Origin of the sequence: Rhizobium grahamii CCGE 502, assembly GCF_000298315.2 — a bacterium.
Lineage (GTDB): Bacteria > Pseudomonadota > Alphaproteobacteria > Rhizobiales > Rhizobiaceae > Rhizobium > Rhizobium grahamii.
Genome location: NZ_AEYE02000029.1, coordinates 153,679 through 178,839, shown reverse-complemented (window position 1 = coordinate 178,839; position 25,161 = coordinate 153,679). Strand labels below are relative to the sequence as shown.

Sequence of the window (25,161 nt, the reverse complement as noted above, 5' to 3'; positions counted from 1 at the left end):
CACGAAGGCGCCGCGGGTTGCCAGTATGTTAGAATGCCTGGCCGATGCCGGCGTAGATACCGTAATCCGTGCCATCCTCGTACTTGTTGAGTGGCACGGCAAAATCAAGCCGCAATGGACCAAACGGCGTCGCATAGCGAATGCCGATGCCTGCACCCGCCCGAATGTCAGAGAAATCGGGCGCGATGTCCGCTGAAACCGTCCCCACATCGATGAACGGCACTATGCCGATCGTATCGGTGATCTTTACGCGGGTCTCGAACGACGCAGTGACATAGGATGCTCCGCCGGTCTCTTCGTTGTCAGCGTTCCTCGGCGAGATTTCCTGGTAGCTAAAGCCGCGAACCGAGCCGCCGCCGCCAGCGAAGAATCGGCGTGTAGCAGGAATGTTCTGGAGGTCGTCTGCCCCTACGAGAAAGCCTGCCGAAAGCTTGCCGGCAAGAACGATGCGGTCCTCCGCTCCCAACGCGTGATATCCGGTGATCAAGCCCTCGAAGCTCGAGAAGAAGGTCCCGTTGTAGGCCTCGTAGCTTGGCGTTGCCTTGAGCATTCCCCGATAGCCTTCGGTCGGGTCGAACTTGTTGTCGCGTGCGTCGCGGTCGTACTGGAAGGGCAGTGAGAAGGTCAGATAGCTGTTGCTGCCAAACGCATCATCATCGCGTTCCCAGCTCACCTCGCCCGCGCCGGTTATCGTATCCAGGTCGGACAGTTCGTAGGAAAGGCCGAGGGACGCAGTGACGAGCTTTGCAGTGTAGGCATCGGGGTTCTCGGTTTTGGCAAGGATGCTGGCCCGGAGGGTCGCGGCCGGAACGAACGCGCCGGGTTTGGTGAAAGTGACACCTGCTGAATAGTCGAGATCGCCAACGTTGGTCGTTTCGCCCAGGCGGCCCACCGACCCTTCGATGCGCAGTGCTTCCGCTTCTCCGAAGAGATTGCGGTGACCCCAATAGCCGTTGATCCCGAAGCCGTCCGTGGTCGAATACTGAGCGCCGATACCGAGATAGCGTTGCTTTCCCTCCGATACCTCGATCGTCATCGGCAACGTGCCATCCGGTGCCAGAGCGTCTGCCTCGTGAATGGTCACGCTGGAGAAGACCCCCAATGCGCGCAGTCGCTCACCGGCTTTCCTCAATGCTTCCGGCGAATATTGCTCGCCCCTGTTCAGCCGCGAGTAGCGCTGGATGAAGTCTGGCTTTACCGCCTTTGCACCGGCGACATCGACGTCGCCGACCGGCGCTACCGGACCGCCTTCGGCGGCGAGAACAATGTCGACAGTGTTGGTCCGATGGTCAGCGATGACTTTGCGAGTCGTCAGCTTCGCCAGCGGGCGGCCCTCGCTTTTCAACTGTTCGACAATCGTGTCGCCGGCCTTGATGATCGTCAACGATCCAGCCGTCTCGCCTGGAGCAAGATCGTAGTCCGCGGGGTTGCGGCGCGCGGCGTCGCCGCCGAACTGCACTTCTTGGACCTTGAAGACGGGGCCGGCGGCGACGTTGATCGTAACTGGGACAGGGCGTGAGCGATTGAAGGTCGGATTGGGCGGAAGAGCGTCGATATCCCTGCCATCGACTCTGATTGTCACCACGCCGCCGTAGCGCGCCTTCTCATAAAGGGCGGCGATCAGCCGTTCGCGATCGTCTCTGGCCTTGACGACGACGCCGAGGTCGCCCGACACGGGCCGGTCCTTGTCGCCCACCAGACGTGAACTGTTTTCCAGTGCTTCCTTGAGATCCGGATCGCTGCTGTCGGTCGTCAGCGTGACATCGTAGCGGACAGGATCAGGCACCTGGTCGGCCGCCAAGTCGTCATCCTTGCCCCACAATGTGATGCCGAAAAGCTTGAAGGCGAAAGCCTCCGAGATCAGAGCCGGCGAAAACGCGAATGCAACCGCGACCACCAAGATGGTGCCTACGCGCCGATACGCTATACCCGGTTTCGGTGCCGTCCCTCTAATTTGCATCCGCCGCTTTTGGTTACACTAGAATTGCTTCGCGCCCCCCGGCCGGCGGCAACCTTAGCGGCAAATTTCCTCGGCGTGTACCGTTTTAAATCGCCTAGCCGCTGAAATGGTGGAAAAAATGAGAAATCCCGGGCGTGGAGCCCGGGATTTCGAGACGCATTCTGCCGCTCAATAGCCGCCGCGGCAATCGTCGATATAACGGCGACCGTACTGGTCGCGGTAATAGCACTGTCCGGGCTGCTCGGCGACGCGGCCGATGAGGGCGCCCGAAACTCCGCCGATCGCTGCGCCAACGGCAGCTCCACGAACGTTGCCCGTCACCGCACCCCCGATAATCGCGCCGGAGGCAGCGCCGATGCCGGCGCCCTGCTGGGTTGGTGTGCAGCTTGCAATCGAAAATCCAATCAAAGCGAGTGCAACAATCTTCTTAATCAAATTCTTCTCCTAGGTTGGTCGCCCTCCAAGAGCGGTGGCCGTCCCTGATTCTTGTTTTTGTCATGCTAGTCGTCAAACTGTGGCGCAAAAAGAGCAGGCTGCCTTCGAAGCCTGTTTTTCGCACAATGAAGGTGGAGCTTTGGTCCGAATTCGGAGCAATCGGACACGGGGAATTTAATTAACCTCCCGAAAGTAGCGGTTGATCCTAAAGCGAAAACATCAAATGATACCGTCCGCGCCTGGAGGAGGCGCGAGGAGGAAATCATGGCGAAAGTGAAACTGACGGTGAACGGCCGGGCAGTCAGCGGTGACTGTGAAGAGCGTACGCTTCTTGTCCATTTTATTCGCGAAAAACTCGGCCTGACGGGAACCCACGTCGGCTGTGATACAAACCAATGCGGTGCCTGTGTCGTTCACATGGATGGCAAGTCGGTGAAGAGCTGTTCGATCCTTGCTGTCCAAGCGTCGGGTTCCACCGTCACCACTATCGAGGGGCTCGCCAGCAACGGTGAATTGCATCCGGTTCAGGCGGCCTTCAAGGAGCATCACGGTCTGCAATGCGGCTTCTGCACGCCTGGCATGGTGATGACGGCCGTCGACATGATTTCGCGCCACGGCGGCCAGCTGGACGAACAAACGGTCCGTCATGAGCTCGACGGCAACATCTGTCGATGCACCGGCTACCACAACATCGTCAAAGCCGTCCTATCTGCCAACGAGCAGATGCACGGCGCTGCCAAGCAGGCGGCCGAATAGCTCTCAGGAATTGTCTGGCTGACTGCCGAACACGATTCTCTTTGGCAAAATGCCAGGCCCGAAACCCCATTGGGAGGACATCATGGGTGTTGAAGGAATTGGTGCACGCGTCGCGCGCAAGGAAGACAAGCGGTTCCTGACCGGCAAGGGCCGCTATACGGACGACATGGTCGTGCCGGGCATGAAATTCGCCTATTTCATCCGCAGTCCGCATGCACACGCCAAGATCAAGGGGATCGATGCAGCCTCGGCAAAAGCAATGCCGGGCGTTATCGACGTGCTTGACGGCAAACAGCTGCTCGCCGACGGTATCGGCAACCTCATCTGCGGCTGGATGATCCATTCGAAGGATGGGTCCCCGATGAAGATGGGAGCTTGGCGCCCGCTCGCGACCGAAACCGTTCGTTATGTCGGCGATGCCGTCGCGGTGGTCGTCGCGGATTCGCTTGCGGAAGCAAGGGACGCAGCGGAAGCCGTCGTCGTCGACTATGAGGAATTGCCCGTGGTCGTCGAGGCGGTTGAGGCGTTGAGGTCCGGAGCGCCGCAGATCCATCCTGAAGCTCAGAACAATCTGATCTTCGATTGGGAACTTGGCGACGGCGCCGCAACCGACAAGGCGCTTTCCGCAGCGGCGCATGTCACGGAAATAGAGATCCACAACAACCGCCTGTCGCCCAATGCGATGGAGCCCCGTGCTGCGCTCGGTATCTATGACGCTGCCGAAGATCACTACACCTGCTACACCACCAGCCAGAACCCGCATGTCGCCCGCCTCGTGATGAGCGCGTTCTACAATGTCGCGCCCGAGAACAAGCTGCGGGTGATCGCCCCCGATGTCGGCGGCGGATTTGGATCGAAGATCTACATCTATCCAGAGGAGATCGTCTGTCTCTGGGCTTCCAAGAAGACTGGCGTGCCGGTGAAGTGGAACTCCGATCGCACCGAAGCCTTCCTGACGGATGCGCACGGCCGCGACCATGTCTCGACGGTGAAGATGGCGTTTGACAGCGACCACCGCATCATCGGGCTAAAGGTCGACACCATCTGCAATCTCGGCGCTTACATGTCGCTGTTTTCGTCGGCGGTTCCGACCTACCTCTACGCAACGTTGCTGTCGGGCCAGTACGATATCCCGGCCATCCATGCCAATGTGCGTACGGTTTATACCAACACCGCGCCGGTTGATGCCTATCGTGGCGCTGGTCGCCCCGAGGCCACCTATCTGCTCGAGCGGACGATGGAAACGGCAGCCCGTGAGCTTGGCATTTCGCCGGCCGAGCTGCGGCGGAAGAACTTCATCCGCTCCTTCCCGCACCAGACGCCTGTCATCATGAACTACGACGCCGGTGACTACGAGGCATCGCTCAATGCCGCCATGCAGGCCGCCGATTGGAACGGCTTCGCGGCGCGCAAGGCAGAGGCGGCGAGCCGGGGCCTGAAGCGCGGCCTCGGCATGAGCTGCTACATCGAGGCGTGCGGCATCGCTCCCTCGCAGGCGGTCGGCTCGCTTGGTGCTGGCGTCGGTCTGTGGGAATCCGCCGAGGTACGGGTCAACGCGGTTGGCACCATCGAGGTGCTCACCGGGTCGCACAGCCACGGACAGGGGCATGAAACGACCTTCGCGCAGCTCATTTCCGATCGTCTCGGCGTTCCGCTGGACAGCGTGTCGATCGTGCACGGCGACACCGACAAGGTGCAGATGGGCATGGGCACCTATGGCTCACGCTCCGGCGCCGTCGGCATGTCGGCCGTGGTCAAGGCGCTCGACAAGGTCGAAGCCAAGGCCAAGAAGATCGCTGCCCACCTGATGGAAGCCGACGAGGGCGATATCGTCATCGAGAATGGCGAGGTGAAGGTTGCCGGTACCGACAAGAGCCTTCCGTGGTTCCAGGTGGCGCTCGCCGCCTACACCGCACACAATCTTCCGGGAGGAATGGAACCGGGGCTGAAGGAGACTGCCTTCTACGATCCCTCCAACTTCACCTTCCCGGCCGGCTGCTACATCTGCGAGGTCGAGGTCGATCCGGAAACCGGCAAGACGGAGATCATCCAGTTCGTCGCGGCGGACGATTTCGGCAACATCATCAACCCGATGATCGTTGAAGGCCAGGTACACGGCGGTATCGCACAGGGTATCGGTCAGGCTCTGCTCGAGGCTGTGCATTATGACGAGAACGGTCAGCTGTTGACGGCAAGTTTCATGGACTATGCCATGCCGCGTGCCGACGATCTGCCGTCGTTCAAGGTATCGCATCAGGTAACGCCATCCCCGAGCAATCCGCTCGGCATCAAGGGCTGCGGCGAGGCCGGTGCGATCGGATCTCCGCCGGCGCTCATCAACGCCATCACCGATGCCATCGGCAACAACATGCTGACGATGCCGGCCACACCGCAGAAGGTGTGGATGGCAGCACGTGCGGTTCATTGAGGAGGAACGACGATGTATCAGACCAACTATCACCGCGCGTCCTCGGTCGATGAAGCCGTCAGGATGATTTCGGGGACGTCGGAAGGCAAATATGTTTCCGGCGGCATGACATTGATCCCAACGATGAAGCAACGCCTTGCCGCGCCGAGCGATCTTGTCGATCTCAGGCATATTCCGGCAATGCAGGGCATCAGGGTCGATGGCCGCAAGGTCACCATCGGGGCCGCAACGCCGCATGCGGAGGTCGCCGCGTCGGCGGCTCTGCGTGCGGTTTGTCCCGCGATCTGCGATCTCGCCGGCATGATCGGCGATCCGCATGTGCGGCACATGGGCACGATCGGCGGCTCGATCGCCAACAACGACCCTGCGGCGGACTACCCTTCGGCCATGCTGGCGCTGAATGCACGCATCATCACCAACAAGCGTGAGATCCTCGCCGACGATTTCTTCACCGGTCTTTTCGAGACGGCATTGGAGGAGGGCGAACTGCTCACGGCGGTAAGCTTCGAGGCTCCCGACAAGGCCGGCTATTCGAAGTTTCCAAATCCGGCGTCGCGCTACGCAATGATCGGGGTTTTCGTTGCCAAAGGTGCTGGGGGCGTAAGGGTCGCCGTCACCGGGGCTGGCTCGAATGGCGTCTTTCGCGAGTCGGCGATGGAAACAGCTCTTAACGCCAACTGGTCTCCCGGTTCGGTCGCTGGCGTCGATGTCAAACCTGCCGGGTTGATGTCCGACCTGCATGCCAGTGCGGAATACCGCGCCAACCTCATCAAAGTGATGGCCAAACGCGCCGTTGCCGCCGCTGGTTGACGAAGCCGACCAATCGCGAGGCAGTCAGACTGCCTCGCGATTTTCATCGCATCTGCCTCAAAATGAGCTTTTTCGAATTAAAATAATTCAAGACTATGGGCCTTTTGACGCAGTTAATGGTAAAGCGAGGGCGAAGGGTTGACGTGCGCGCGTCCGTTGGCAAAAAACGCTCGCACGATACTGGAGCAGATGATGGATTTCGAAGCGTTCTTTAAAAACGAGCTGGATGGGCTTCACACGGAAGGCCGCTATCGCGTTTTTGCCGATCTTGAGCGTCACCGCGGCAGCTTTCCGCGCGCCACGCGACACACGGCGGACGGTCCGAAGGACGTCACGGTCTGGTGTTCCAACGACTATCTCGGCATGGGCCAGAACCCGAAGGTGATCGAGGCGATGAAGAACGCTATCGATCACTGTGGCGCGGGTGCGGGAGGCACCCGGAATATCTCTGGCACTACCCACTACCACGTTCTGCTCGAGCGCGAGCTTGCCGATCTGCACGGCAAGGAAGCGGCGCTGATCTTCACCTCGGGCTATGTCTCGAACTGGGCGGCACTCGGTACGCTCGGCGCCAAGATCCCCGGCCTCATCATCTTCTCCGACGCGCTAAACCACGCCTCGATGATCGAAGGCATCCGCTATGCCAAGTGCGACAAGGTGATCTGGAAGCACAATGACGTGGCCGATCTCGAAGCCAAGCTGGCGGCCGCCGATCCGAAGGCGCCGAAGCTGATCGCGTTCGAATCCGTCTATTCGATGGATGGCGACATCGCCCCGATCAAGGAGATCTGCGATCTCGCCGACAAGTACGGCGCGATGACCTATCTCGACGAAGTGCATGCCGTCGGCATGTACGGACCGCGCGGCGGCGGCATTGCCGAGCGCGAGGGCCTGATGGATCGCCTGACGGTGATCGAGGGAACGCTCGGCAAGGCGTTCGGCGTCATGGGCGGCTACATCGCCGCCTCGACGGCGCTCTGCGACTTTATCCGCTCCTTTGCATCTGGCTTCATCTTCACAACGGCGCTGCCGCCGGCGCTTGCCGCCGGTGCGGTTGCCTCGATCCAGCATCTGAAGGTCAGCCCGTTCGAGCGTGCGCGGCACCAGGATCGTGTCCGCAAGCTGAGGGCACTGCTCGATCAGCGCGGCATTCCGCATATGCCGAACCCGAGCCATATCGTGCCTGTGATGGTTGGCGATGCCGCCAAGTGCAAGTGGATCTCGGATCTGCTGCTCGACAATTGCGGTGTCTACGTCCAGCCGATCAACTACCCGACGGTGCCGAAGAAGACCGAGCGCCTGCGCATCACCCCGACGCCGCTGCACAGCGATGCGGACATCGAGCATCTGGTCGAGGCGCTGCATTCGCTCTGGTCGCGCTGTGCGCTGGCCCGGCACGTGGCCTAAGGTTCGCTATTTGGGAAAGCAAGGCCGCCGTCAGGCGGCCTTTTCGTTGAAGGCTACCAGTTCCGCCGCAAGCCTGCGGGCCTCGGCGTCGGCAGCAAAGACGTCGTCCATCGTCTTCGCTTCGCCTGACGCGATCATCTTGTCCATCACCGCTTCGGCAATGTCGGCCATAGCAAGGAAACCGATCCGTTCCTCGACGAAGGCATGAAATGCAATTTCCTCGGCCGCGTTCATGATGGCGCCCTGCAGCCCGCCACGTTCCAGCGCTGTGCGCGCCAGCCTCAATGCCGGGAAACGCTCTTCGTCAGGTGCCTCGAAGTCCAAACGCGAGAGCTTGGCGAAATCCAGCCGTTCGACGTTCAGCTTTGGTCGGCGCGGGTAGTCGAGTGCGTAACCAATTGCCGTCCGCATGTCTGGGCAGCCGAGCTGGGCAATGATCGATCCGTCGGTGTAGCCGACCATGGAGTGGATGATCGACTGAGGGTGGACGATCACTTCGATCTGATCGGGGCGCACGCCGAAAAGATGTTTCGCCTCGATCATCTCCAGCGCCTTGTTGAACATCGAGGCGCTGCCGACCGAGATCTTCAGTCCCATTGACCAGTTGGGGTGCGCTCGCGCTGTTGCTGCGGTCACATTCGCCATGTCGGCCCGCGACCAGGTACGGAAGGGGCCGCCCGAGGCCGTCAGGATAATCCGTTCGACGGCATGCCGTTGATCCTCGTCCAGAGACTGGAAGATCGCGCTGTGTTCGCTGTCGACGGGGATCAGCCGTCCGCCGCCCTTTGCCACGGCATCGACGAACAGGTCGCCGGCCGACACCAGGCATTCCTTGTTGGCGAGCGCGATCGTGGCGCCTTTGCGGGCCGCAGCCAGGGTCGGCGCCAGTCCGGCCGTCCCTACGATTGCGGCCATCACCCAATCCGCCTCGAGGTCCGCGGCTTCCGCCAAGCCCGATACGCCGGCAGCCACGGCGATACCGCTGCCGGACAGTTCTTCCTTCAGCGAGTGATACTTGTCGTCGCTTGCGGTGACCGCAAACCTGGCGCCAGACGATTTCGCCTGCTGCGCCAGCAACTGGACGTTCTCGTTGCCGGTGACGACAGCGATCTCGTAGCAGTCCCGTCCACCCAATTGCTCGACAACGTCGAGCGTATTTTGTCCGATCGAGCCGGTTGAGCCAAAAATACTAAGGCGCCTCGGCGCGCTTTCGCCTGCTGTCATCGGTGATTTCGCCAAAACACTTGCATTGGCTCTGGCTGTACAGGGGATTGAAATAGGCGGCAAGTGTGCGGCGCAGCAGAAATCTAACGCCCAGCAGGATGCCACTGCTTTCGTCAGCGATCTCTTGCCGCGGAGCGAAACCAACTGGCTGGTTGCCGCGTTTTGTTATGGTCGAAGCAGGAGGAAGGCAGATGGTTTTCAAACAACCGACGTTCTTTGGCGAGCCTTATGAAGCGGAGTCCGGGGCTGAGAAGGATGCAGCGCTCGAGGAGGCCGTGGCGAACGCTCTGGCCGTCGCTGGTGGGATTGATGCTGCGGATGTAAACGTGACGCTCGATGATGGCGCTGTTGTATTGACTGGCCTGGTTGCCACCGCGGCAGAAATCGAGCGCGCAACGGCCGTCGCACGAGCCATCGCCGGAACACGACCCGTCCGCAATGAAATCAAGATAGCGTAACTAACCCTCAGCCAGCGAAACGTTCCATTTCGAAAACGGCCACTCTGTCCGTCTTCGGCGTGGTAATTGGCCCTGTCGATTTGTAGGCGGTCGCGAGCAGCAGGCCGCTGACAATAAGATATGCGAATGCAAGCAACGTCAGCTTCATACGCATGGCGAGCACTCCTCTCTTCTACGCCTCAAACGCAGTACAGGTCAGAAAGTTCCGACTTCCGATGGCCGTCAGAAAATGTGATCTGCTCGCCTGGCACTGGCTTGTGTCGCCGCTCCTGTCGTAAAGGGAAAGATAGGGCCACCTGTTTCAACGCCGTGGCTTGATGCATTTGCAAATGGAGGTGGGTATGCGCAAAGCGATTATCGTATGGGGCGGCTGGAGCGGTCATGAACCTGAAGCCTGTGCGCACCGTGTCGGCGAGCTGTTGCGCGAGGATGGCTTTGCCGTCGAGGTGACCGCCGACCTGGGCATATTTGGCTCAGCCGCGATCGCTAAGGCCGATCTGCTTGTGCCCGTTATTACCGGCGAGAAGCTCGAGAAAGCGCATGCCCACGGCTTGGTGGAGGCCGTGCGTGGCGGTCTCGGCCTCGGCGGACATCACGGGGCGCTTGCGACCTCGTTTAAGGAAAGTGCGCCGTTCCGCTATGTTTCCGGCGTTACCTGGGTCGCCCATCCCGGCAACATCATCGACTTTCGCGTCAACGTGACGCGCCAGCACGACCCGGTGATGGAAGATATTCCCGATTTCGATTACCGGTCAGAGCAATATTACCTTCACTATGATCCGTCGGTCGATATTCTGGCGACGACGAGCTTTTCCGGGGAGTATGATGCGGCCGCCCGCAACGTCACGATGCCGGTCGCCTTCAAGCGCCACTTCGGTGCGGGACGCGTATTCTATACGGCACTTGGCCATGTCGCGAGCGAGTTCGATCACCCTTACATGCGCCTCATTCTTCGTCGCGGTCTTTCGTGGGCGGCGCGCTCCTAGCTAGGAGGTCCGGCCTGTCCTGCATCCGGCAAAGACGTCGAGCTTCGCGTTGTAGGCGGATGTCGAGACATTCATCATCCCGAGCACGCTGTGGAACAGGTTGTCGTGGGATGTCGGCTGGGCAGCCGACTGGCCAAGACATGTCTTATCGAGCGCCATCGAAGCCGTGAAATCGGGGTCGAGCCAGACGAGGAACGGAACGTGTGTCTGTTCCTCGGGAGCAAGGATGTAGGGTGTGCCGTGAAGGTAGAGACCCTTTTCGCCGAGCGACTCGCCGTGATCCGACATGTAGATCAATCCGCTGGCGATCTTGTCGCTGCGGGCCTTGAGCCTATCGATGACAGAGGAAAGGAAATGGTCGGTGTAGAGGATTGAGTTGTCATAGGCATTGACGATCTCGTCGTCCTTGCACTTCCCTAGCTCGGCCGTCTCGCACTCAGGCATAAACCTCCGGAATTCCTTTGGATAGCGCAGATAGTAGGCTGGCCCGTGGCTGCCGATCTGATGCAGCACAAGCACGCTATCCTTCGTCACGCCGTTCAGCCATGCGTCCAGTTTGTCGAAAAAGATGCCATCCTGGCATTCACGGTTCTTGCAGAAACGTGGGTCGGTCGAATTCGCGAGGTTGACGAATTTGATGCGTGCTGCGGCGCCCTTGCTGCCGGTGTTGTTGTCGAACCAGGCCACATCGATCCCGGCGTGGGCGAGAACATCCATCAAGCCCTCGTTCTCCATACCCTTCGTGTGGGTGAAGTTCGCGCGCGTTAACTGCGAGAACATGCAAGGGATCGACGTAGCCGTCGCAGTGCCACAGCTTGTCGTCTGCGGGAAGTAGGTAACGCCCTGCTTCCGAAGCTCGGGGTTGGTGTCGCGACGGTAACCGCCGAGCGAAAAGTTCATCGCCCTTGCCGTCTCTCCAGCAACGATGATCGTCACGCGCGGTTTTTGGGCGTTCATGACTGGAACGACTTTGGCGTCGGTGCCGAGCGGCTTGACGATAAGCCGCGCTTCCTTGCGCGCCTGGATGAAGTATCGTGTGGTGCTAACGATCGGGGTGACAGGGTTCAGGCTCTTAACGATATCGCGGTGCTGCCGGATTGCCGCGGTGTATTCCTTGGCGTAGACGCCCGCGACGGCGCCGAATATCACGAGGCAGCCGACGATCGTCACACTGTTCCACCAGAGCTTCTGCAGCACCGGGCGGTGAACCACCCTGACCCACAGGATCAACGCGATCGGGATGACAGCGAACAGAAGGACGTGCCAAAGGAAATCCGGCGTGATCAGGTGATTTGCTTCGGCAGGTGTGGTTTCCATTGCGTTTCGGATCATGTCCGAATCGACAATCACGCCGAAGGAGTCGGTAAACCACGCGGCAAGCGAAGCCGCGAGAACGAGGAAGATCAGGACCGGCTTGATGACGTACTTTGCCGAGAAGGCCGTGGCAAAGGCCACGAACAGAACAGATACCGCGAGGTAGAGGGCGGCGACCGCGATCGGTGTCGCGCCGACGTAAGCGTGAACCTTTCCCCAGAAAGTCCGGTTGGTGAACAGGACGAGATAGAGCGCCGTGATGGCGGACAGCGAAATGCTGCCAATTTGTGGCCGATAAGGCGATTGTCGTTTCAAGAGGCGGGGGCCCTCGGTGTCTCGTTGTTCGCACGGGCGAACTTCAGTCCACCGCAGCAGCCACCTACCATGTGTCATAAAACTGACGCATACCTGAAAGGGGCGAGCGCAGTCGAAATGGTTGAGAGCAGCTAGATATTCTCTGACGTGTAAATGTCGAACGGCAGAAACGACTGTCCGGGGACCGCGTCGCCTTCTGATCCGATGGATGCCGTCATCAAGGTAACCAGTTCGCTGCACAGGCTTTTGACGGGCGTGGCTATGGCCATGGTCACCACATCATCGGCGAGGGCCGAGTGCGAATCCGGCGTCAGTTCGTTGACGACGACGACGAGCTTGCCTGCGAGGCCCTCTTCGCGCACAGCAGAGATAGCGCCCTCCATTCCGCCACCGCAGACGTAGAATCCGACGAGATCCGGATGTTCCTTAAGGAGATTGACGGTGGCCTCATGGGTTATCTCGGGCGTTTCGAGATTGATCAGCGTCTCGAGAACTTCGAACTCAGGAGCGTTTTCGCGGAAATACGAGCGGAAGCCGATCTCCCGCAACTCGTGTCCGTGATAGCGGTGGCTGCCGACGAAACAGACGACCTTTCCTGGCCTCTTGGCGGCCTTTGCGATCATCCAGGCTGCGGTACGACCGACCTTTCGATTGTTCAATCCAACATAGCCCTGCCGCACGCCGCTTGCGAGATCGGACAGGATCGAGAAGGTCGGGATTCCCCTGGCCTTTAACGCTTCCACTTCGGCGGCGACGGCAGGATAGTCGGGGCCGACCAAGGCGATGGCCTGGTTGCGGCTGGCAAGAAGCTTCAAGGTTTCGATGATCGCGGCTGGCGTCGATGCGGTCGCATATTCTACCTGAGCGGTGATGCGAGACGTTGTGTGGGCATGCGCGGCATGTTCGATTTCGCGGGCGAGCGTCTGATAGAAGGATTGCGTCGGACGCTGCAAAAGAAAGCCCAGCCGATGGTGCGGGAGATCCTGAAAAACGCGCTGTCTGAGCAGGCCGACCGCATGGTAGCCGATTGAGGCAGCCGCGTTATAGACCCTTCGCGCCGTCTCCTCACGAACGCGATGACGACCGTTCAGCACGCGATCGACTGTTGCGACGCTGACACCGGAGGCATCCGCCAGATCCTGGATCGTTGGTCGCTTCACCGTCGGCCCTTTGCAAGAATCCCTCATTGTGATGTGTCGCAATGATAGGTTTTGATAGAATACATCAAGGCTGCATTGTCGCTCGATGAAAGTCAACATATTCTCGTCTGCACAGGCCGGGAGGAACGACGTGCGGGAGGTTGCGATGGCGGATCAGATGAGGAAGCGAGACTACAGCCTGCTTGGCGAAAGCGGCCGGACGGCCGTCGACATGGGGCTGGCGGCTGCGGAGTGGTATCACACCGAGGTTCCGCGCAAGGAGATGAAGGCGCTGATGCAGCGCTCCGACGCGCCGGCCATTCGCGACACGATCATTTGGCTCGGTGCGATGATTCTCCTTGCCGGGCTTGGCGTCTATTTCTGGGGCTCCTGGCTCTGTGTGCCCTTTTTCCTTGCCTATGGAGTTCTCTACGGTTCGGCATCGGATAGCCGCTGGCACGAATGCGGCCATGGCACAGCCTTCAAAACGCGCTGGATGAACGATGCGGTCTATCAGATCGCCTGCTTCATGATCATGCGCAATCCAGTGATCTGGCGCTGGAGCCATACGCGCCATCACACCGATACGGTGATCGTTGGCCGAGATCCCGAAATTGCCGTGATGCGCCCGCCGGATCTGCTGCGGCTGGTCCTCAATTTCTTCGGCATTCTCGATGTCTGGCATGCGATGGTGGACATGCTGCGCAATGCCTTCGGGGTCATCAGTGCCGAAGAGAAAACATTCATCCCCGAGATGGAGCAGCCGCGCACGATCCTGATCGCCCGCATCTGGCTTGCTATTTATGTCGTCACGATTGCCGCCGCGATTGCCATGGGGTCTATCCTGCCGCTGGTGCTGATCGGTCTGCCGCGGCTCTACGGGGCATGGCATCACGTATTGACCGGCCTGCTGCAGCACGGTGGCCTCGCTGACAATGTCATCGATCATCGCCTGAACAGCCGAACGGTCCATATGAACCCGATCAGCCGGTTCATCTACTGGAACATGAACTACCACGTCGAGCATCACATGTTCCCGATGGTGCCCTATCATGCGCTGCCGCGCCTGCATGCGATGATCAAGCACGATCTGCCGGGCGCGAATCCGTCGATGTGGTCAGGGTATCTCGAGATGATCCCGGCGTTCCTGCGCCAGCTGCGCAACGAGGACTATTTCCTCAAGCGCGAACTGCCAGCGACAGCGCGACCCTATCGCGAAGAGTTGCACGCCGAGCTAGCGCCGGCCGCCCAATAGAGCAGCGAAGACATCAAGCATGGGAGGACAAGATGAGCGGAAATTGGATCGAAGTCTGTGCCGTCGAGGACATCGACGAGGAAGATGTCATGCGGTTCGATCATCAGGGCAGGACCTTTGCGGTCTATCGCAGTCCGGACGATGAGTTTTTCGCAACAGATGGGCTCTGCACCCACGAGCAGGTCCATCTGGCTGATGGCCTTGTCATGGACGAGATCATCGAATGTCCCAAGCACAACGGCCGTTTCAACTACAAGACGGGGCAGGCCAAGGGGGCGCCGGTTTGCGTCAACCTTGCCACCTATCCCGTGAAAGTCGAAGACGGCGCTGTCTTCATTTCGATCTGAGGTGGTTGCGATGACCCATTTCGTCATTGTCGGGGCGGGAGAATGCGGCGGGCGCGCGGCGTTTGCTTTGCGCGAAAAGGGGTTTGACGGCGAGATCACGCTAATCGGAAGCGAGACCCTCGCCCCCTATGAGCGACCGCCGCTTTCCAAGGCGGTTGACGGAGGTGCATCAGCGCCGAAGTTTATCGCCGAGCCGGAGAGATATGCGGCGAGCGGCATCAGCCTGCTGACGGGCGTGACGGTCGAGGACGTTCATCCTGATGCAAAGGCGGTTACGCTTTCCGATGGCAGCTCTATCACTTACGAGAAGCTCCTGCTCGCGACCGGCGCTCGCGCGCGGGCATTTCCCGGGATTGCCGAGGATAGCAGGCACATCCGCTCGCTCCGCACCCACGCGGACGCGGAAGCCCTCCGCAAAGCGATGATGCCCGGAAAGCATATCGTGATCATCGGCGGCGGTTTTATCGGTCTCGAGCTTGCAGCAACGGCGCGCGCGCTCGGAACCGAGGTGACGGTTCTCGAAGGCCTGGATCGCGTCCTGAAGCGCGGGGTTCCGGAGGAGGTCGCAGGCGCGATCTGCGAGCGGCATCTGCTGGAGGGCGTCGACATCCGCTGCGGGGTGGCGATCACTGCGATGGCCGAGGAGGGTAGCAAGGCGATCATCCAACTCGCCGATGGCGACACGATTAACGCGGATCTCGTGCTCGTCGGGATTGGCGCCACGCCGAATACGGAGCTTGCGGCGCGCGCCGGTCTCCAGATCGACAACGGCATTGCCGTGGACGAATTTCTGCGCAGCTCTGCGCCCGACGTGTACGCAGCCGGCGACTGCTGCTCTTTCCCGCTGGCGATCTATGGTGGCCGGCGGGTACGGCTCGAATCCTGGCGGAACGCGCAGGAGCAGGGAGCCTTGGCCGCCGCCAATATGATGGGGCTCGGCGAAGCCGTGTCCGCCGTTCCCTGGTTCTGGTCTGACCAATATGACGTAACGCTGCAGATTGCCGGTCTGGCGGAGGGCGCCGTCCAGCATTTGCGCCGGGACCTCGGTGACGGTGCCTTCATTCTCTTTCATCTCGATCAGGCCGGCAGGCTGCTGGCGGCGAGCGGCATCGGTCGCGGTAACGTGGTTGCCCGTGATATCCGGCTTGCCGAGATGCTGATCGCGGCGCGCGCACATCCGGATCCAGCCGCGCTGGTCGCAAGCAGCGTCAAATTGAAATCCCTCCTGGCCGCCTGACCGGCGGTGGCATTTTCAAGGTATTGGTGATGGGCAAACAACTCAGACCGACTGTGCATGATCTCTTGGCGATGAAGGGCAAGCGGCAGCTCAGCATGCTGCGCGTGGTATCGCTCGAGGAGGCCGAAGCAGCCGAGGCTGCCAGAATCGACCTGATTTCCATTCCGCCCGAACTTCTGTTCGATCCGCGATTTCGTGATGCTGCCCCAGGGCGATTCGCGATTCCCGGCGGCGAATACGGCCAGAGCGGCGCCACTACGGATGAGATACTGCGTTCGGCCGTGAAAATGCGAGCAGCCTCCGCCGATGCGGTCTATTGCGCTGCCAGCCTGCATACGATCAGGCGGCTGCGCGACGAGTATATTCCTGTCTGCGGGCACACCGGGCTCGTTCCATCGCATTCCACCTGGACGGGCGGCTTTCGCGCCGTGGGCAAGACGGCCCAATCCGCCGCATTCGTCTACAAGCAGGTGAAGGATCTGGAGGCCGCCGGTGCCTTCAGCGCCGAGATCGAGGTCGTGCCGGCCGAGGTCGCGGCGGCGATTTCTGAGCGCACTTCTATGCTGATGATCTCGATGGGCGCCGGCAGCGGCTGCGATGCCCAGTACCTCTTCTCCGAGGATGTGCTCGGCCTCAACCGCGGGCACTATCCGCGCCACGCCAAGGTCTACCGCAACCTTGCCGCCGAATACGACCGCATCCAGGCGGAACGGATCGTGGCATTCCGCGAATACTCCGCCGATATCGCAAACGGCTCCTATCCAGCGGAGCAGCATCGGGTGCCCGTCGATGCTGAGGAGTTGGTGGAGTTTCTATCAGGGCTCTGAGCAGTCGGCCCGGCGCAGCCCTGTCAGCTCATTGCCACACCACCTGGTCGGCGAAGTCGGGGTCGGCCTTGACCTTCTCGGCCGCCGCGCAGGCTTCCGACGGATCGTCGGACAGCGCTGCCAGTTCACCGCCGACGAGAATGCCGTAGATCACCAGGATGTGCTTGTCGTGATAGTCCTTCTGGGCGTCGCTCATCTTGGCCGCGTCGGCCGGGGCAAGCGCCTCGAAAGCCTTTCCCATTTTTGCGTCGTCGAGCGTAAATCCCAGGCAGACATCGGCGATCGCCGTCTGGTAGGCGACAAGTTGGAGTTTGGTCTGCTGTTCCTGCGTCAGCGCGCGTTCCAGCAGGTCGATCGCGTGCAAGCGAACGAAGCCGCTGGTCGGGCTTTCGGCAAAGGAGGGCGAAGCGGCTCCCAGGCATGCGGCGAGTGCTGCTACCAGTCGTCTCATCTCGGTTTCCTCGCAATCAGAATAGCCGGTTGGTCCAGGTCGGCAGAAAATCGCCGTCGGGATTGAAGCAGGCGCCCTGCCTTGGATAGCAAATGACGTCGCGGGCGGGACTGAAAGGCGCGCTGCGAGGCGGATAGGGCGGCGGCGGAGGAATGTACTGGTTTTGATGCACATGATCATGCGATGCGGCCGAAGCGGCAATGCCGCCGAGCAGCAGGCCACCGACCAGTGCGGCAGTATCATCGGAATGCCAGCTGCGTGCCGAACTGGATGCCGGCAGTGCGGTCGTTACGAGTGCGCAGAGAAGCAGTGTCATCGAAGTTCGAAGCATGGAACGTCCCCCGGGGAAACAATGACGCCGTGCAATCTAGGTTGCTAATGCAATCGAGGCAAGAATTGTGTGGGGAAGGATGTCAATCGAGAGATGATAGCGATAGCTGGCGCGAGGCGCCAAAACCTCGTCTACCAGCGAAAACATTGGTGATCCCGACGCGATTCGAACGCGTGACCCCCAGATTAGGAATGTGTTAATAACCCTATAGTTTGCAAGGCCTCTAGCCTATCGTGCGCCATTTATGCGCCATTGGCGAAAATCGACGATGCGATCGCGTCCATGGCGTGGCGGTGGTCATCGCTCGGAAATAGGTGGCCGTATCGGTCCATCGTGACGGCAAGCGACGAGTGGCCGGCGAAGGTTTGGACCGTCTTCGGCGCCAGGCCAGCCTCGATCCAAGTCGAGATTGCGAAGTGGCGCAGAGCGTGCCAGCCAAATGGTGAGAAGCTTTTACCTTGCTCTTTCATTGCTTCGGCCGCGCGCTTCAATGTCGGGGCGAGAACGCGCGTGCGCATGTTTTTATGGTTCTCGAATTTTCCTTTCGAGTTCGGAAACACGAGATCGTCGTCCTTCTTGAACGCTGTCTTCAAACGCCATTCCTTCATGACCTTTATGACGTGCGCTCCCAGCGGGATCTCGCGAAGGCCGGCTTTGCTCTTTGTGGTATCTTCCTGGCGTTTAGAATCGACGCGCGTTTCAACGGTAACGGTGCCCGCTTTCAGGTCGAGATGTTGCCAGCGCAGCGCGTGAAACTCTGAAGCGCGCACGCCTGACGCCGCAGCGAAGATAAGTTTGACGGTGAAGGCATCGTCCGCAGCTTTGATAACAGCGGCAATCGCGTCCTTTGACGGCGGGACGATCTTCTTTGCATCCTCGTTCCGCTTACCGACGACGCGGATGCCCTTTGCCACATTGACGGCCAGTAGGTCGTTTGCGATGGCGTTCTGTAGGACGCGAGAGAGAGTGCCTAGGATCTGACGGGTGGTAACGACGCTGACGCCGGATTTTCGAACCTCGTCGCGAAATTCGCTGACGATCCTGGCGCTGAGCTGGGACAGCTTTTTGTCGCCGATGCCCGACTGAAAGAGATCGGGACGGCGCTTGTTCTTGCCTTTTTGGTTCGCTCGTCGCTCCTCGTCGGGAGCGATGTAGTTCCACATATGGCCAGTGACGTTGTCGAAGTACTCGGACGTGACCTTTTCACCTCGATCCTTCCGGGCGCTGAGATCTTTCTCATACTGCTCGCAAGCGGCGCGGACCGTGGTCGTAGCTGCGTCCGGCCTATAGGTGCCCTTGCCGATCTGCTCCTCGATCTCCTTGCGACGGGCTTCGGCGTCCCGCTTCTTATCGAACTGCTCTCTGTGGCGCTTCCCGTTGGCGTCCATGTAGTTGAGCAGCCATGCCTCGTGCTCGCCGCTCTTGTTTGTCCATTGACGCTTTCGGATTGTCGCCACGTGTGACCCTCACATTCGAAGGGCGCACGCTAGCTGGCTGCGCGGTTTCCTTCAAGGCCTTCCATCCATTTCGTCAGGCTAGACCGACGGGCCGCGACGGTGCCGCCAAGCTTGAATGACGGGATGATCTCGTCATAGACCAGACGATAGACCTGGCGGCGCGTTACTCCAAGGAAACCTGCGATGGCGTCGGCGCCCATCAGCAGGTCACCTTCACGAATAGCTGGAGCGGTCATTCCGAGCTTTCCTCCCGGTGCGTTGGTACGGCCGCGTGAATTCGGCTTAAGTGGATTTCGTAGGCCTTGTGGAGGGAATAGCTCAGAGCCCCGATCGTTTCCTTGTCCCAATCCGGACCCATGAACATGACCATCCATTGCCATTTGTTGAGCGGCCGTTTGTCGATCTGCCCCATCATGCCGGTTGGTCCCTCGGTGTGGGTGGTGGGTAGTTGGGATCGTCGACGGCATCACCGAAATCGTCGTCGTAGGTTGGATCTATCAACCCTTCGCCCTCGCACTCCCAGCATGTGTCTTCGTCTTGGCCGCAGATGCAATCGCCTGGCCAGCAGTCGCAGCGGAAGTAACCGAGCCCGCCACAAGCTGAGCATTTCGCGAGCTTGTCGGTCATGAGGCCTCCTTCGACAGGCTGTCGATATTCTGGCGATGGACGGTGAAGGTGTAGGCGACGACCCATGGGTTGAGACCCCACGCTCCTTCGCCGTTGATGTAGTCCCACAAGTCCCAATAGGCGTTGGAGGGATTCGGCCAGATCCCGCCGTCTGGACGGCCAGACCACCCGGCATAGCCGCCGACATGCTCTTCAGTGATGCCTTCGGCTATTGCGTCATCATCGCTGATGTCCTGCAGGTGCTCGACGCGAACGTCAGTGACTATGAGGGTGAGCCGTGATGCCCAGCGGGGCATATGAATGGAGGGTTGCCAGCGCAGAGAGCCATCAGTGTTGTGGCTCTTACTTGGAAATACCGACGGCGCCTTTCCGTCGCGAATGCCAGTGCCGCATGTTGGCAATTGAAGCCATCGGCCAGATTCATCCTCGTCAGCTAGGTACGAGACCTGATGCTTGTCGCCATCCTCGTGGTGCCAGCTTTGATGGCGCACGGCGGCATTCTCACGCACCCAGAGGCGGTCGCCCACGTTTATGCGGGTCTGTACCTTTGCGAGGCAACCGCTGATTTCCGCGCAAGCATATGGGCCGTCATCGTCTATCTCGAGGGTGCCCGGCACCGCCCAGTTCGGCAGTTTGAAAAGGCGACGCGTCTGGGTTTTGGTGCCGACGAGGAGAGCTCGAACCATCGGCGAGGAGAACAGGATCGGGCGATCTGTCATGCTGCTGCCCTCGCGATAGGCCACTGACGGACGAGGAGATCAGCTGGGATCTCCTGCTTCCGTGGCATTTGCTTCATGAAGAATGCTCGGTTGAGTTTGGCGCTCTGGTCGCGCAGGTGGCGGAACCACTGAGGATCTGTGAACCGGGCCTTGTGAGAACCCTGATCTGTCTCGCCGCCGGTGATTATCCAGTCGGGCGCGAAGCTGTCCAGCGCGACGCGGCTTAGGAGCGGCTCGAAGCTTCCGAATGTGAATAGCGGATCCAGCCCCTGCTTGACCTCCCAAAGCTTCAGGCGGTCCCGGTCGTACTCATCCTGGTTGGCAATGGTCGCGCCGATCGCCGCGTTGCGCGGAAGCATCCGATGTCCGCGAGCAGGATCGGTCATCTTCATGACGTTGCCGATGCGCTTTGTCAGTAGCAACCAGACGAGGTTTGGCGTCGCATCGATCAAGTCTATGAGGTCGTTGCGCCAGCGGTCATCGACCTCGTTGTCGAAGACGTCGGCGAGGGAGGCGCAGAAGACGTAGGGACGGGTGCCACTGGCCTTTGCTTCCTTGTCCCATGCGATCGGCTTCCGCCAGTTGGCCGCGCCGGTACGCTGGCGATCCTCTCCCGCGCCCCACTGAACCCGTTGGTACCGATTGGCCATAAGGTTTTCGGCGTAGCAGCCGTCACATGCCGGCGACACCTTCGTGCAGCCAATCCACGGATTGAAAGTGTGCGTGGTCCACTCGATCTTACTGTTCTCAGCCATCTTCTAAGCCTCCTCGCAAAGCATTGCGCGCTTTGCCTCTTCGCGACGGATCGCGTTGCGTTTCCTGGTCACCATTTCCAAGTGTTCGGGATGAGGGCGAACGCACAACCGGTTGCGGCATACGTGATCCAGTTCTTTCTTGCCGGGGATGAAGCCGTGCTCATTCGTCCACATGACGATGTGGACGGCCACTGTCTGCCCCGCGAGAGACATGCGCGGGTAACCAGCTCCTCGGCCTTCGGTACCGGAGGTCGGTCCGGTCCATATCCAGCAACCTGTCCCCTCGTCCATGCGGACGCGAGCCATCACCTTCTCGCGGATTTTGTCGCGCCGGTTCATCAGATCCAGAACTCCAGCTCATGCTTGAGATCTCCATAGATCGACGAGTAGCGTTGACCGTCGTCGTCTTCCGTGAGGCATTCGATTGCGATCTTGGCTGCGTCCAAAAGCTTCTCGACAACATCGATATCGCCGAAGGTGCCCTTTATGTCCGACCCCTCGCGACTGAAGCGCAGCAGCTCGGTTACAGCTTCAGACGCCTGGTGCGCTGCGGTGATGGCATGTGCCTGCCGATCGGCGTCTGACATGTTGTAGATATCCACCGTCATTCGGCGTTCCTTTTCCAAGCTTCGAACTCGGCGCGCAGATCGAACCATCGATTGCGGGCGCCGGCGGCGGTGTTCAGTTCATTGCGGCTGTCGATCTTCAGGAGGTAGCGAACGTGCGAGTCCACGCGGACGGCGTCACTGACATCGGCCGCGCCCGTTTCTTCGAGCAGGAAGCGGCGGAACATCTGATCGTTTGATCGCATCGCGCACTCGGCAGCGTAATTCGCGTTCTTGTGAGCGTGCTCTACCTGTTGCTGCTGGCGAGGTTTCCAGCGCCTGATCTCGGCAAAGGCCTCCTGGAGCAGCCCCAGGACAAAGCGTAAATCGTCATGGGCGTGAAGCAGAAAGTCGCGGTCGATGTAGCCGCATTCGACGGTGAGCTGGGCAACGGCGACCGGCTGCGTATTCGGCACGATGACGGCGAGCAGCTCCGTTCCGGTGCTGCCGAGCTGCCAGTTTGTGCTGGCCTCAGCGTGTCGGGTTCTGATCGTCGCCAGGCGCTGGGCGTCTGCTTTCGAAGCCATTATTCCGCTGCCTCCCGATACTCGACGAGATGCTGGCAGTTGGCTCCAACGATTGCGGCTGCGACTGGAGGGCAGACCGAATTGCCGACACACGACACCTGGACGTTCTTGGGAAACGGGCGCCCATTGAGATCGGAATCAATCCGATAATCCGACGGAAAACCTTGGGCGTTGTAGAGCTCGCGCGGCGTGAGCATCCGCATGCCGATATCTACGATGACGAACTCGGAACCGGCGATCGTGATGGTGACGAATTCGCGAGCATCCCAGAAGCCGTAGGAGCGCATGAAGTCGGCGACCTGGCGGGCTCGATCGGCTTGATCGTACCTGAACGGTGGAGCATCGATCGTCGCCTCAACGTGGCCGTGGCGATCCTTCGTCGTGATCGTGCGGCACGGCTTATCTTCCTCACCACCGTCGCCGGTGCCGTAGTAGGCTTGAAGGTAGGGAGCGACGAGGAGCGACTTGCCGCCGCCGTCTGCTGTCGTCGTGCCGAGAGGCTTTTCCACCTCGTGGCCTGTCGAGGTGCCGAACTGGCGAGAGACGAAAGCCGTGACGGCTCCCTGCTGCGCTCCCGACGCCGTTACCGTCGACATCGGCTCGTCGGCAGATCGGCCTGGATTCACGCCACCGATGCGCCTGCTGTCATTGTTGTTCTGGGCCACGAAGGCGACCGCAGCGCAGGTGTCGGCCTTTGCCGTAATGGTAGCCGATGGCTCGTCGCTTCCGCGAGGACGGCTCTGCCCTGCCCGTCCGCCGCATCCGACCAGTGTCGGGATGATGACGGCGTTCTGGTCCTTCTTGCTGGCGCAGATCGTGTGGTGGGGCTCTTCAACAGATCGATTGGCTCCGCCCTGTTGAGCGTAGGTAAGAACCGGAGCAACAAGGGCGTGTCGGTTCTCGGTCGTGACCACACGTACCGGATCCACAGCGCTAGCGGATCTGTCCTTGCTTCCTGCACCAGGACCATAGAAGGCAGAGAGATGCGGTGCGACCACCGCCTTTTCGCCTCGGTTGGCACCGGTGATAGTCTTAAAGGGAACCGCGCAGTCTTCGACCCGGCCGCCATGCGTCAGGTTGACGAGGAAGGGGCGCTCGGCGTCTAGAACGTATCGCTTCATGCCGCGAGCGACACGGGCCATAGTGTTTTCAGCGAGGGGACGGATGGCGCGGAGCTGATGCTTCTGCCAAACCTGCTCGGTAGTGTCGAAGATCGATGGAGTTGGTAGTGACCAGTCAATGCACTCCGCCGCGGTCCGCCACGGCTTCTTGCGGCCTCCGATTACTTCTCGATCATCTGGCGCTCCGTGCGTCGGCTTTGGCCAAACAATGGCCTTGCCGTCCCGGCGCGCGATGAGAAACAGGCGTTTGCGAATGGTCGGCGCGCCATAATCACAGGCGCGCAGCTCGCGGTGCTGGATCTTGTAACCGGCCCGCTTCATCGCCTTGCACCATTTCCGGAAGGTCTCGCCGCGGCTGTCCGGGCACGGCATCAGTCCGCGCTCGGTCTCGATCAACGGACCCCAGTCCTTCCATTCCTCGACGTTCTCCATGATGATGACGTCGGGCTTTGCACGTTCTGCCCAGAGGACGATCACCCATGCGAGGTCGCGAATGTTTCGCTCGACCGGCTTGCCGCCCTTCGCCTTGGAGAAATGCTTGCAGTCGGGAGAAAACCACGCCAGCCCGACATGCTTTCCCGCGACGTGGTCGAGCGGGTCAACCTTGAAGATGTTCTCGGAGAGGTGGAGCGTCTCCGGATGGTTCGCCGCATGCAGCGCCAGCGCGGCGGAGTTGTGATTGATCGCAATATCGGGAGAGCGGCCGAGGGCCATCTCGATACCGGTCGATGCGCCGCCGCCACCGGCGAAGCTGTCGACGATCAGAGGGAGAGAATGGTTCATCACAGGCCACTCTCCTGCAGAGCGGCTGCGTACATCGCGTTCCAAGGAAGTTTGAAATCCACATAGGCAATGCCGCCGTGATCCCCTGCGACGACGCGCCTGTTCACTGTGATCGTCTTGATCACAAGCGGACGATCGAGCGTCTGACGGCGAAGCTCTCTGCCGGTCGGTTTCTTCGGCTTAGTCCGCACTGGCGCTCTCCATCCGCTCGATTGCCTCGTTGAGGAGGCGGCGCAGCGGCAGATCGGCGTTACGGCAGCCGAGAGCATCAATGACATGGACCATCGCGTGCGCGAGGTAGGCCATGGTGTCGTCGGTCAGGCCTTCGAGGCCGGCTTTGCCGCAGAGACTGTCGACTGCGAGATCCATGTTTGCGATGGCGACATGTTCGAGAGCTCTCTGAACGTTTCGGCGCCTAGCCTCGGCCATCTCGATCTCGATCGCTTCGATGACGCTGGGGCTGAAGTCATCAGACACCAAGCGAAGCTTCCGGGGGAAGGTGACGATTTCCGCCATCACATATCCCTCCATGGAGAGTTCTCCCACGTGTCGTCTACCCTCAACGAGCGCAAGCGACGCCACTCGATGAGGCGGAGCACAGCCCGTGGCAGCTTTCCAACGAGCAGTGCGGTGCCGAACAGCATTCCGGCGCAGAAGGCTGCGCCGACGCCAGCAAGGATGGCCGTCGTCGCCGTCATGCCGGCACCTGCAGGAGGATGGCGATCGGGAGAACGATCGCGATGATAAACAGTAACGCGAACTCCATGCGGCGCTGATGCTCAACAGGCATCCGCGTTAGGCGCAGAGTAAGCGAACCCGGTTCCGGCAGCGCGATCGCTACCGGACTAACTGTCCGAACTGTTTGCATGATGGGAGCCCTTTCGCTT

At 60.4% G+C, this 25,161-nt stretch carries 32 protein-coding genes; 10 read left to right on the top strand and 22 right to left on the bottom strand.

Annotated elements, in window-relative coordinates; genetic code table 11:
• Nucleotides 1-28: 28 nt before the first annotated feature.
• Both RGCCGE502_RS22745 and RGCCGE502_RS22740 read right to left on the bottom strand, forming a co-directional pair.
• Nucleotides 29-1,960 carry an autotransporter assembly complex protein TamA gene (locus RGCCGE502_RS22745; RefSeq protein WP_051158722.1) on the bottom strand — a complete coding sequence of 644 codons (1,932 nt, stop codon included), beginning with the start codon at nucleotides 1,958-1,960 and terminating at the stop codon, nucleotides 29-31.
• A 168-nt stretch (nucleotides 1,961-2,128) separates the two neighbouring features.
• Nucleotides 2,129-2,392 (bottom strand): YMGG-like glycine zipper-containing protein, encoded by a 264-nt coding sequence (locus tag RGCCGE502_RS22740; protein ID WP_040675527.1) that lies wholly within the window; start codon nucleotides 2,390-2,392, stop codon nucleotides 2,129-2,131.
• A 267-nt stretch (nucleotides 2,393-2,659) separates the two neighbouring features.
• On the opposite strand from RGCCGE502_RS22740, the gene RGCCGE502_RS22735 reads away from it, so the two are divergent.
• The 4 genes from RGCCGE502_RS22735 to hemA all read left to right on the top strand — a co-directional run bounded on the left by RGCCGE502_RS22735 (nucleotide 2,660) and on the right by hemA (nucleotide 7,796).
• Nucleotides 2,660-3,151, top strand: coding sequence for a (2Fe-2S)-binding protein (locus RGCCGE502_RS22735; RefSeq protein ID WP_016556546.1), 492 nt, complete (start codon nucleotides 2,660-2,662; stop codon nucleotides 3,149-3,151).
• Nucleotides 3,152-3,233: 82 nt separating this feature from the next.
• Nucleotides 3,234-5,579, top strand: coding sequence for a xanthine dehydrogenase family protein molybdopterin-binding subunit (locus RGCCGE502_RS22730; protein WP_016556545.1), 2,346 nt, complete (start codon nucleotides 3,234-3,236; stop codon nucleotides 5,577-5,579).
• A 12-nt stretch (nucleotides 5,580-5,591) separates the two neighbouring features.
• Nucleotides 5,592-6,389, top strand: a complete 798-nt coding sequence (locus RGCCGE502_RS22725; protein ID WP_016556544.1) for an FAD binding domain-containing protein — start codon at nucleotides 5,592-5,594, stop codon at nucleotides 6,387-6,389.
• A gap of 192 nt (nucleotides 6,390-6,581) precedes the next feature.
• Nucleotides 6,582-7,796: a 5-aminolevulinate synthase gene (hemA, locus tag RGCCGE502_RS22720; protein ID WP_016556543.1), complete on the top strand. Its 1,215-nt coding sequence runs from the start codon at nucleotides 6,582-6,584 to the stop codon at nucleotides 7,794-7,796.
• Nucleotides 7,797-7,826: 30 nt separating this feature from the next.
• Here the strand turns inward: hemA and dxr are convergent, their stop codons facing one another.
• Nucleotides 7,827-9,020 (bottom strand): 1-deoxy-D-xylulose-5-phosphate reductoisomerase, encoded by a 1,194-nt coding sequence (dxr, locus tag RGCCGE502_RS22715; protein ID WP_016556542.1) that lies wholly within the window; start codon nucleotides 9,018-9,020, stop codon nucleotides 7,827-7,829.
• A gap of 191 nt (nucleotides 9,021-9,211) precedes the next feature.
• On the opposite strand from dxr, the gene RGCCGE502_RS22710 reads away from it, so the two are divergent.
• On the top strand, nucleotides 9,212-9,478 hold the full coding sequence (locus tag RGCCGE502_RS22710; protein ID WP_016556541.1) for a BON domain-containing protein: 267 nt from the start codon (nucleotides 9,212-9,214) through the stop codon (nucleotides 9,476-9,478).
• Between the two features lie 7 nt (nucleotides 9,479-9,485).
• Here RGCCGE502_RS22710 and RGCCGE502_RS37490 read toward each other — a convergent pair whose 3' ends face one another.
• Entirely contained in the window at nucleotides 9,486-9,632 is a 147-nt protein-coding gene (locus RGCCGE502_RS37490; RefSeq protein ID WP_007789498.1) for a hypothetical protein, read from the bottom strand.
• 187 nt (nucleotides 9,633-9,819) lie between these two features.
• Here RGCCGE502_RS37490 and RGCCGE502_RS22705 point away from each other — a divergent pair, with 187 nt between their 5' ends.
• A complete protein-coding gene (locus tag RGCCGE502_RS22705) occupies nucleotides 9,820-10,464 on the top strand; it encodes a ThuA domain-containing protein (protein ID WP_016556540.1) in 645 nt (214 codons plus the stop codon).
• Here RGCCGE502_RS22705 and RGCCGE502_RS22700 read toward each other — a convergent pair whose 3' ends face one another.
• Together RGCCGE502_RS22700 and RGCCGE502_RS22695 are read right to left on the bottom strand one after the other, a co-directional pair.
• Entirely contained in the window at nucleotides 10,465-12,093 is a 1,629-nt protein-coding gene (locus tag RGCCGE502_RS22700; protein WP_016556539.1) for a phosphoethanolamine transferase, read from the bottom strand.
• 131 nt (nucleotides 12,094-12,224) lie between these two features.
• Nucleotides 12,225-13,253, bottom strand: a complete 1,029-nt coding sequence (locus tag RGCCGE502_RS22695) for a LacI family DNA-binding transcriptional regulator (RefSeq protein ID WP_016556538.1) — start codon at nucleotides 13,251-13,253, stop codon at nucleotides 12,225-12,227.
• A gap of 145 nt (nucleotides 13,254-13,398) precedes the next feature.
• Here RGCCGE502_RS22695 and RGCCGE502_RS22690 point away from each other — a divergent pair, with 145 nt between their 5' ends.
• The 4 genes from RGCCGE502_RS22690 to RGCCGE502_RS22675 are packed head-to-tail and all read left to right on the top strand — an operon-like array spanning nucleotide 13,399 to nucleotide 16,898.
• Nucleotides 13,399-14,487, top strand: coding sequence for a fatty acid desaturase family protein (locus RGCCGE502_RS22690; RefSeq protein ID WP_016556537.1), 1,089 nt, complete (start codon nucleotides 13,399-13,401; stop codon nucleotides 14,485-14,487).
• Between the two features lie 32 nt (nucleotides 14,488-14,519).
• Nucleotides 14,520-14,834 (top strand): MocE family 2Fe-2S type ferredoxin, encoded by a 315-nt coding sequence (locus RGCCGE502_RS22685; protein ID WP_016556536.1) that lies wholly within the window; start codon nucleotides 14,520-14,522, stop codon nucleotides 14,832-14,834.
• A gap of 10 nt (nucleotides 14,835-14,844) precedes the next feature.
• Nucleotides 14,845-16,071: an NAD(P)/FAD-dependent oxidoreductase gene (locus tag RGCCGE502_RS22680; protein ID WP_016556535.1), complete on the top strand. Its 1,227-nt coding sequence runs from the start codon at nucleotides 14,845-14,847 to the stop codon at nucleotides 16,069-16,071.
• A 29-nt stretch (nucleotides 16,072-16,100) separates the two neighbouring features.
• Nucleotides 16,101-16,898: a 3-methyl-2-oxobutanoate hydroxymethyltransferase gene (locus tag RGCCGE502_RS22675; protein ID WP_016556534.1), complete on the top strand. Its 798-nt coding sequence runs from the start codon at nucleotides 16,101-16,103 to the stop codon at nucleotides 16,896-16,898.
• 28 nt (nucleotides 16,899-16,926) lie between these two features.
• Here RGCCGE502_RS22675 and RGCCGE502_RS22670 read toward each other — a convergent pair whose 3' ends face one another.
• The 16 genes from RGCCGE502_RS22670 to RGCCGE502_RS37485 all read right to left on the bottom strand — a co-directional run bounded on the left by RGCCGE502_RS22670 (nucleotide 16,927) and on the right by RGCCGE502_RS37485 (nucleotide 25,142).
• Entirely contained in the window at nucleotides 16,927-17,349 is a 423-nt protein-coding gene (locus RGCCGE502_RS22670) for a hypothetical protein (RefSeq protein WP_016556533.1), read from the bottom strand.
• A 16-nt stretch (nucleotides 17,350-17,365) separates the two neighbouring features.
• A complete protein-coding gene (locus tag RGCCGE502_RS22665) occupies nucleotides 17,366-17,680 on the bottom strand; it encodes a hypothetical protein (protein ID WP_016556532.1) in 315 nt (104 codons plus the stop codon).
• Nucleotides 17,681-17,922: 242 nt separating this feature from the next.
• Nucleotides 17,923-19,137, bottom strand: coding sequence for a site-specific integrase (locus RGCCGE502_RS22660; RefSeq protein WP_016556531.1), 1,215 nt, complete (start codon nucleotides 19,135-19,137; stop codon nucleotides 17,923-17,925).
• A 29-nt stretch (nucleotides 19,138-19,166) separates the two neighbouring features.
• Nucleotides 19,167-19,373 (bottom strand): helix-turn-helix domain-containing protein, encoded by a 207-nt coding sequence (locus RGCCGE502_RS22655; protein WP_016556530.1) that lies wholly within the window; start codon nucleotides 19,371-19,373, stop codon nucleotides 19,167-19,169.
• Nucleotides 19,370-19,552, bottom strand: a complete 183-nt coding sequence (locus RGCCGE502_RS22650; RefSeq protein WP_016556529.1) for a hypothetical protein — start codon at nucleotides 19,550-19,552, stop codon at nucleotides 19,370-19,372. Before RGCCGE502_RS22650 ends, RGCCGE502_RS22655 begins: the two co-directional genes overlap by 4 nt.
• Nucleotides 19,549-19,764, bottom strand: a complete 216-nt coding sequence (locus tag RGCCGE502_RS22645; protein ID WP_016556528.1) for a hypothetical protein — start codon at nucleotides 19,762-19,764, stop codon at nucleotides 19,549-19,551. The genes RGCCGE502_RS22650 and RGCCGE502_RS22645 overlap by 4 nt, the downstream gene beginning before the upstream one ends.
• Nucleotides 19,761-20,483 carry a hypothetical protein gene (locus RGCCGE502_RS22640; protein WP_016556527.1) on the bottom strand — a complete coding sequence of 241 codons (723 nt, stop codon included), beginning with the start codon at nucleotides 20,481-20,483 and terminating at the stop codon, nucleotides 19,761-19,763. The genes RGCCGE502_RS22645 and RGCCGE502_RS22640 overlap by 4 nt, the downstream gene beginning before the upstream one ends.
• Complete coding sequence (locus RGCCGE502_RS22635; RefSeq protein WP_016556526.1) at nucleotides 20,480-21,238, bottom strand: DUF5131 family protein; 759 nt, start codon at nucleotides 21,236-21,238, stop codon at nucleotides 20,480-20,482. The genes RGCCGE502_RS22640 and RGCCGE502_RS22635 overlap by 4 nt, the downstream gene beginning before the upstream one ends.
• Before the next feature lie 3 nt (nucleotides 21,239-21,241).
• The gene (locus tag RGCCGE502_RS22630; protein WP_040675471.1) at nucleotides 21,242-21,580 is read right to left on the bottom strand and encodes an HNH endonuclease signature motif containing protein; all 339 of its coding nucleotides are present in this window, start codon (nucleotides 21,578-21,580) and stop codon (nucleotides 21,242-21,244) included.
• Nucleotides 21,577-21,846: a hypothetical protein gene (locus RGCCGE502_RS22625; protein WP_016556524.1), complete on the bottom strand. Its 270-nt coding sequence runs from the start codon at nucleotides 21,844-21,846 to the stop codon at nucleotides 21,577-21,579. The genes RGCCGE502_RS22630 and RGCCGE502_RS22625 overlap by 4 nt, the downstream gene beginning before the upstream one ends.
• Nucleotides 21,843-22,370, bottom strand: a complete 528-nt coding sequence (locus RGCCGE502_RS22620; protein WP_016556523.1) for a hypothetical protein — start codon at nucleotides 22,368-22,370, stop codon at nucleotides 21,843-21,845. The genes RGCCGE502_RS22625 and RGCCGE502_RS22620 overlap by 4 nt, the downstream gene beginning before the upstream one ends.
• Entirely contained in the window at nucleotides 22,370-24,274 is a 1,905-nt protein-coding gene (locus RGCCGE502_RS22615; protein WP_016556522.1) for a DNA cytosine methyltransferase, read from the bottom strand. Before RGCCGE502_RS22615 ends, RGCCGE502_RS22620 begins: the two co-directional genes overlap by 1 nt.
• Nucleotides 24,274-24,465, bottom strand: a complete 192-nt coding sequence (locus tag RGCCGE502_RS22610) for a hypothetical protein (protein WP_016556521.1) — start codon at nucleotides 24,463-24,465, stop codon at nucleotides 24,274-24,276. Before RGCCGE502_RS22610 ends, RGCCGE502_RS22615 begins: the two co-directional genes overlap by 1 nt.
• Nucleotides 24,455-24,805 (bottom strand): hypothetical protein, encoded by a 351-nt coding sequence (locus RGCCGE502_RS22605; protein WP_244441787.1) that lies wholly within the window; start codon nucleotides 24,803-24,805, stop codon nucleotides 24,455-24,457. The genes RGCCGE502_RS22610 and RGCCGE502_RS22605 overlap by 11 nt, the downstream gene beginning before the upstream one ends.
• On the bottom strand, nucleotides 24,790-24,972 hold the full coding sequence (locus tag RGCCGE502_RS22600) for a hypothetical protein (RefSeq protein WP_016556519.1): 183 nt from the start codon (nucleotides 24,970-24,972) through the stop codon (nucleotides 24,790-24,792). The genes RGCCGE502_RS22605 and RGCCGE502_RS22600 overlap by 16 nt, the downstream gene beginning before the upstream one ends.
• A complete protein-coding gene (locus RGCCGE502_RS37485) occupies nucleotides 24,969-25,142 on the bottom strand; it encodes a hypothetical protein (RefSeq protein WP_176705723.1) in 174 nt (57 codons plus the stop codon). The genes RGCCGE502_RS22600 and RGCCGE502_RS37485 overlap by 4 nt, the downstream gene beginning before the upstream one ends.
• Between the last annotated feature and the right edge of the window lie 19 nt (nucleotides 25,143-25,161).

What these genes read in the sequence shown, in the direction of transcription:
- RGCCGE502_RS22745 (WP_051158722.1), bottom strand. Translation starts at nt 1,960, where the DNA reads ATGCAAATTAGAGGGACGGCACCGAAACCGGGTATAGCGTATCGGCGC.
- RGCCGE502_RS22735 (WP_016556546.1), top strand. Translation starts at nt 2,660, where the DNA reads ATGGCGAAAGTGAAACTGACGGTGAACGGCCGGGCAGTCAGCGGTGAC.
- RGCCGE502_RS22730 (WP_016556545.1), top strand. Translation starts at nt 3,234, where the DNA reads ATGGGTGTTGAAGGAATTGGTGCACGCGTCGCGCGCAAGGAAGACAAG.
- RGCCGE502_RS22725 (WP_016556544.1), top strand. Translation starts at nt 5,592, where the DNA reads ATGTATCAGACCAACTATCACCGCGCGTCCTCGGTCGATGAAGCCGTC.
- hemA (WP_016556543.1), top strand. Translation starts at nt 6,582, where the DNA reads ATGGATTTCGAAGCGTTCTTTAAAAACGAGCTGGATGGGCTTCACACG.
- dxr (WP_016556542.1), bottom strand. Translation starts at nt 9,020, where the DNA reads ATGACAGCAGGCGAAAGCGCGCCGAGGCGCCTTAGTATTTTTGGCTCA.
- RGCCGE502_RS22710 (WP_016556541.1), top strand. Translation starts at nt 9,212, where the DNA reads ATGGTTTTCAAACAACCGACGTTCTTTGGCGAGCCTTATGAAGCGGAG.
- RGCCGE502_RS37490 (WP_007789498.1), bottom strand. Translation starts at nt 9,632, where the DNA reads ATGCGTATGAAGCTGACGTTGCTTGCATTCGCATATCTTATTGTCAGC.
- RGCCGE502_RS22705 (WP_016556540.1), top strand. Translation starts at nt 9,820, where the DNA reads ATGCGCAAAGCGATTATCGTATGGGGCGGCTGGAGCGGTCATGAACCT.
- RGCCGE502_RS22690 (WP_016556537.1), top strand. Translation starts at nt 13,399, where the DNA reads ATGGCGGATCAGATGAGGAAGCGAGACTACAGCCTGCTTGGCGAAAGC.
- RGCCGE502_RS22685 (WP_016556536.1), top strand. Translation starts at nt 14,520, where the DNA reads ATGAGCGGAAATTGGATCGAAGTCTGTGCCGTCGAGGACATCGACGAG.
- RGCCGE502_RS22680 (WP_016556535.1), top strand. Translation starts at nt 14,845, where the DNA reads ATGACCCATTTCGTCATTGTCGGGGCGGGAGAATGCGGCGGGCGCGCG.
- RGCCGE502_RS22675 (WP_016556534.1), top strand. Translation starts at nt 16,101, where the DNA reads ATGGGCAAACAACTCAGACCGACTGTGCATGATCTCTTGGCGATGAAG.
- RGCCGE502_RS22670 (WP_016556533.1), bottom strand. Translation starts at nt 17,349, where the DNA reads ATGAGACGACTGGTAGCAGCACTCGCCGCATGCCTGGGAGCCGCTTCG.
- RGCCGE502_RS22665 (WP_016556532.1), bottom strand. Translation starts at nt 17,680, where the DNA reads ATGCTTCGAACTTCGATGACACTGCTTCTCTGCGCACTCGTAACGACC.
- RGCCGE502_RS22655 (WP_016556530.1), bottom strand. Translation starts at nt 19,373, where the DNA reads ATGACCGCTCCAGCTATTCGTGAAGGTGACCTGCTGATGGGCGCCGAC.
- RGCCGE502_RS22650 (WP_016556529.1), bottom strand. Translation starts at nt 19,552, where the DNA reads ATGATGGGGCAGATCGACAAACGGCCGCTCAACAAATGGCAATGGATG.
- RGCCGE502_RS22645 (WP_016556528.1), bottom strand. Translation starts at nt 19,764, where the DNA reads ATGACCGACAAGCTCGCGAAATGCTCAGCTTGTGGCGGGCTCGGTTAC.
- RGCCGE502_RS22640 (WP_016556527.1), bottom strand. Translation starts at nt 20,483, where the DNA reads ATGACAGATCGCCCGATCCTGTTCTCCTCGCCGATGGTTCGAGCTCTC.
- RGCCGE502_RS22635 (WP_016556526.1), bottom strand. Translation starts at nt 21,238, where the DNA reads ATGGCTGAGAACAGTAAGATCGAGTGGACCACGCACACTTTCAATCCG.
- RGCCGE502_RS22625 (WP_016556524.1), bottom strand. Translation starts at nt 21,846, where the DNA reads ATGACGGTGGATATCTACAACATGTCAGACGCCGATCGGCAGGCACAT.
- RGCCGE502_RS22620 (WP_016556523.1), bottom strand. Translation starts at nt 22,370, where the DNA reads ATGGCTTCGAAAGCAGACGCCCAGCGCCTGGCGACGATCAGAACCCGA.
- RGCCGE502_RS22615 (WP_016556522.1), bottom strand. Translation starts at nt 24,274, where the DNA reads ATGAACCATTCTCTCCCTCTGATCGTCGACAGCTTCGCCGGTGGCGGC.
- RGCCGE502_RS22605 (WP_244441787.1), bottom strand. Translation starts at nt 24,805, where the DNA reads ATGGAGGGATATGTGATGGCGGAAATCGTCACCTTCCCCCGGAAGCTT.
- RGCCGE502_RS22600 (WP_016556519.1), bottom strand. Translation starts at nt 24,972, where the DNA reads ATGACGGCGACGACGGCCATCCTTGCTGGCGTCGGCGCAGCCTTCTGC.
- RGCCGE502_RS37485 (WP_176705723.1), bottom strand. Translation starts at nt 25,142, where the DNA reads ATGCAAACAGTTCGGACAGTTAGTCCGGTAGCGATCGCGCTGCCGGAA.